2 protein-coding genes are annotated in these 4004 nt (G+C 42.5%); both read right to left on the bottom strand.

Annotation, left to right across the window (positions count from 1 at the left end):
- Positions 1-1865 (bottom strand): type I polyketide synthase (locus tag B9G53_RS22490; RefSeq protein ID WP_141211859.1); only part of this gene is annotated, 1865 nt, incomplete at its 3' end.
- Positions 1866-1972: 107 nt separating this feature from the next.
- The coding region (locus tag B9G53_RS22485) for an SDR family NAD(P)-dependent oxidoreductase (protein WP_141211858.1) at positions 1973-4004 on the bottom strand (2032 nt) is incomplete at its 5' end.

Raw genomic sequence — 4004 nt, 5'->3', positions numbered from 1 at the left:
GCTTTGGGTTTGATTCCCCATGCTATCCACTGTTGTGCTAGTGCATACTCTATGGCAAAGATTGCTGGTTGGGCGATCGCTGTTTCTTGCAGTTTTACAGCCATCTCGTCGATCTGACTTTCCGAAGGATACAAAATATCTCTGAGATCAAGTCCGATCGCAGGTTGCAGGATTTGACTACAGCGATCAATCTGCGATCGGAAAACAGATTCTTGCTGATAGAGTCCTTCTCCCATCTTCACGTATTGCGATCCCTGTCCTGTGAATAGGAAATTGATCCCTCGATTACGGAGATCAGTGGTCTGACTGAGTATCTCTTGAGAGAATGGAGCATCTAGCGATCGCAATAAGTCTTCTCGATCCTGACATACAATCATGCGGCGATGACGAAAAGCTTGGCGACCTAACTGGAGGGTATAGGCAGTGTCTGCTAAAGATATTTCTGAATGCTGTTTGAGATGAGTAGCAAGGTTTTTAGTCGCAGTTTCTAAAGCAGTATCGGTTTTCGCTGATAAAACAATTAGTTGGTAAGGCCGAGATCTTCCTGATGGCTTAACCGTTGGCGCTTCTTCTAAAACCACATGGGCATTTGTACCACCAAAGCCTAAAGAACTCACACCTGCTCGTCTAGGAGTACTACCGCGCTCCCAATCCTGTAATTTTGTATTGACATAGAAAGGACTGTTAGCAAAGTCAATTTCAGGATTGGGCTGCTCGAAGTGCAGTGTCGGCGGTATTTGTTTATGTTTTAAAGCTAAAACTGTTTTGATCAGCCCAGTCACACCCGATGCTGCGTCCAGATGTCCAATATTAGATTTGACTGAGCCGATCGCGCAGAAATTACGTTTATCCGTGTGTTGGCGGAATGTCTGGGTCAGTGCAGCAACTTCAACGGGATCGCCCATTTTTGTGGCAGTGCCATGAGCTTCAATATAGAAAATCGTATCAGCATCGATGCCCGCATCGTCTAGCGCATTAGCGATCGCATTGGATTGACCATGAGCGCTCGGTGCAGTAAAGCCCACTTTCAGAGAACCATCATTATTAATTGCGGAACCTTTGATTGCTGCATAAATATGATCACCATCAGCTAAAGCATCCTCCATCCGCTTTAACACCACAATGCCAACTCCTGAGCCGAATACAGTTCCTTGAGCTTTGGCATCAAAAGTACGGCAATGACCGTCGGGCGAAACAATATCTCCTTCTTCATACCAATAGCCAATTTTGTGGGGAACTCGAACTGTTACCCCCCCAGCCAAAGCCATATCACATTCATTATTGAGTAAACTCTGACAAGCTAAATGGACACTGACTAAGGATGTAGAGCAGAAAGTTTGCACATCTAAACTAGGCCCTTTCAAATTTAATTTGTAGGATACGTTCGTTGTCAAAAAGTCGTGTTGACTGGTGTAGAAATGTTGATTATTGAGATTCGGTATTTGGCAAAGATTGTTAAGTAGATATCTATTAATTGCTGATCCAGCATAAACTCCAATTAGCCCTTGATATTCTGAGGCATTATACCCAGCATCTTCTAAAGCTTCCCAAGCACATTCTAAAAAAATACGATTTTGAGGATCCATCACTTCGGCTTCTCTCGGACTAAAGCTAAAGAAATTGGCATCAAATAGTTCTATATCCTCTAAAATTGGGGCAGCATTAACATAATTAGGTTGTTTAAAGATCTCAGGTTCAATACCTGTTAATTGCAAATCGGCATCAGTGAAAACAGTAATTGACTCCACTCCGTTGCATAGATTCTCCCAAAATTCATCTGTATTTTTTGCGCCAGGAACTCGACAGACCATTCCGATGATGGCTACATCTAAACTTATATCTTGTTCTAATTCCTGATCCTGCATACTAAATATCCTAGCAATTTTAATAGTTTTTGATTAAGGCTTAGTTCCGCAACTATGAGTTTATGCTCCATAACAGCAATCTATAATTGGTGATATGGAGCAGATCTTCACCTCTCTCGTTTACGTTGCATTTTTCTCTCTCGACGAAGATCGCCACGGGAGGGAGCTTTCTCGGAGTCGTCACTTTCCTCTTGAACAGGACATATGATTTCACTAATAGAACTTACAGTTGGAGCCACATAGAGATTGTAAGCAGCGATTTTGGTGTTAAATTCTTGATTTAAACGAGCAATTACCTGCGCTCCCTGTAGGGAGTCACCTCCCAATTCAAAGAAGTTATCATATATTCCTACTTTCTCAATGCCCAAAATCTGTTGCCAAATATTCGCGATCGCTTTCTCTGTTTCGTTACTAGGAGCAACATAGGTACTATTTAGTTGGGCAGGGCGAGGATGAAGCGTTCGCGTGATTTGAGGAACTTTGTCTGTAATTTGGGACGTTTCCGTAATAGCCCCTTGATCGGCTGGTTTCAAACTTATTCCTAAATCTTGCGGTGACACCAATACTTGTGGAAAATTGTTGCTGAGAATGCGATTAAATGCTTCTATCCCTTCTAAAGATAAGATACCTTGCTTAAGATCCTCTTGCCGTGCTTCCTTTAGATATAGAGGTATTTCCGTCTGAGCCGCCATTCCCACTTCTTGCCAAGCTCCCCAATTAATGCTGACAGTAAAGGGACTTGGCTGAGTCAATTTATGATGGGCAAAAGCATCAAGGAATGCATTGGCGGCACAGTAATCTACTTGTCCAAAGCCTCCGACAATTGAGGTCATGGATGAATAAACAGCAAAGAAATCGAGGGGCATATTTTGAAGGACTTTATCCAAAACAATTGTTCCGTAGAGTTTCGGAGCAATCACCTTGTCAGCCTCTAAAGCATTTTTTTGCTGAATAATTCCGCCTCCTGCCACACCCGCAGTATGGATCACTCCATTAATCACTCCAAATCGATTTTTGGCTTGAGAGATAACTTCTGTCATCAGCTCGAAGTCAGCTATATCGGCATTAGCCACTAGAATTTCTGCGCCAAAAGACTCTATTGCTTGCAGTTTGCGTATTTTTTGACTAACTGAGTTTTCTGCTTCATGGGCATTGAGCCAGTGATTCCAGTCTTCCCGTTTAGGAAAAGTGGAACGTCCGACTAACACTAAACGAGCTTGAAATGTCTTAGCCAAATACGCGGCTATTACTAAACCGATACCACCCAGCCCTCCAGTAATGAGATAAACACCTCGTTCTTTAAAACGGGAAGTATCTATCGTTGGTGACTTGAATCGCATTGGCTCATAGGTCTGAATTTGTCGGCGGTTTGACCGATAGGCAACTATGGATTCTGCTATAGGGCTAGTAATTTCTTGCCATAGGCAATCCACTAATTTATCGGCTTGCCAACTGCCACACTTTGGCACAGTAATATCAATACTCTGGCAATGAATATTAGGATATTCTTGAGGAATGACCTTGCATGTTCCTAGTAAAGTCGCTTTTTCAGGCTGAAGAGTTTCTTCACCATTCACTGACTGCATATTGCTGGAAATTACTTGCATTTGCAAACTATCGGTTATTCCCTGTCGCGCCAAACTTTGGGTTAGATACAGGAGACTATAAAACCCTAGCTCTTGAGTTTTGGCGATCGCATCTCTCTCTTTTGCGCTTTCGTTCTCGGAAGTGACAGACCAAAGATGCACGATGAGATCGGGTGTTTGGTTAAGTTGATGGAGAGTTGTGAGCATCAGATCGTAATGCTCTGGCTGACTAGGATTAATGATATAACTGCGATCGCTGATTTGAGTAAATGCTTCTCCTGCTTTGATTGCGATCGCAATATGTCCTTCTTGTATGAGTTTGTTAACTAACTGATTTCCTAAGCCGATTTCATCTTGGAAAATTAAATAAATTGAGGACTTTGATGTTGTAGTTGATTTGTCCCTGACAGGACTCAGGGCATATTTCCAGCAAGGAACATAGAACCAATCGGCAATATCAGATTTTTTGCTAGTTAAGGTTGCGATCGCTTGACTTTGCAAAACCTGAGCAGAAGCAGAACTAGGCTCAATCCAAAAGCGTTGACGTTCAAAA

Origin of the sequence: Pseudanabaena sp. SR411 (assembly GCF_002251945.1) — a bacterium.
Lineage (GTDB): Bacteria > Cyanobacteriota > Cyanobacteriia > Pseudanabaenales > Pseudanabaenaceae > Pseudanabaena.
The sequence above is the reverse complement of the archived record's forward strand: the minus strand, read 5'-3'. Positions and strand labels throughout refer to the sequence as shown.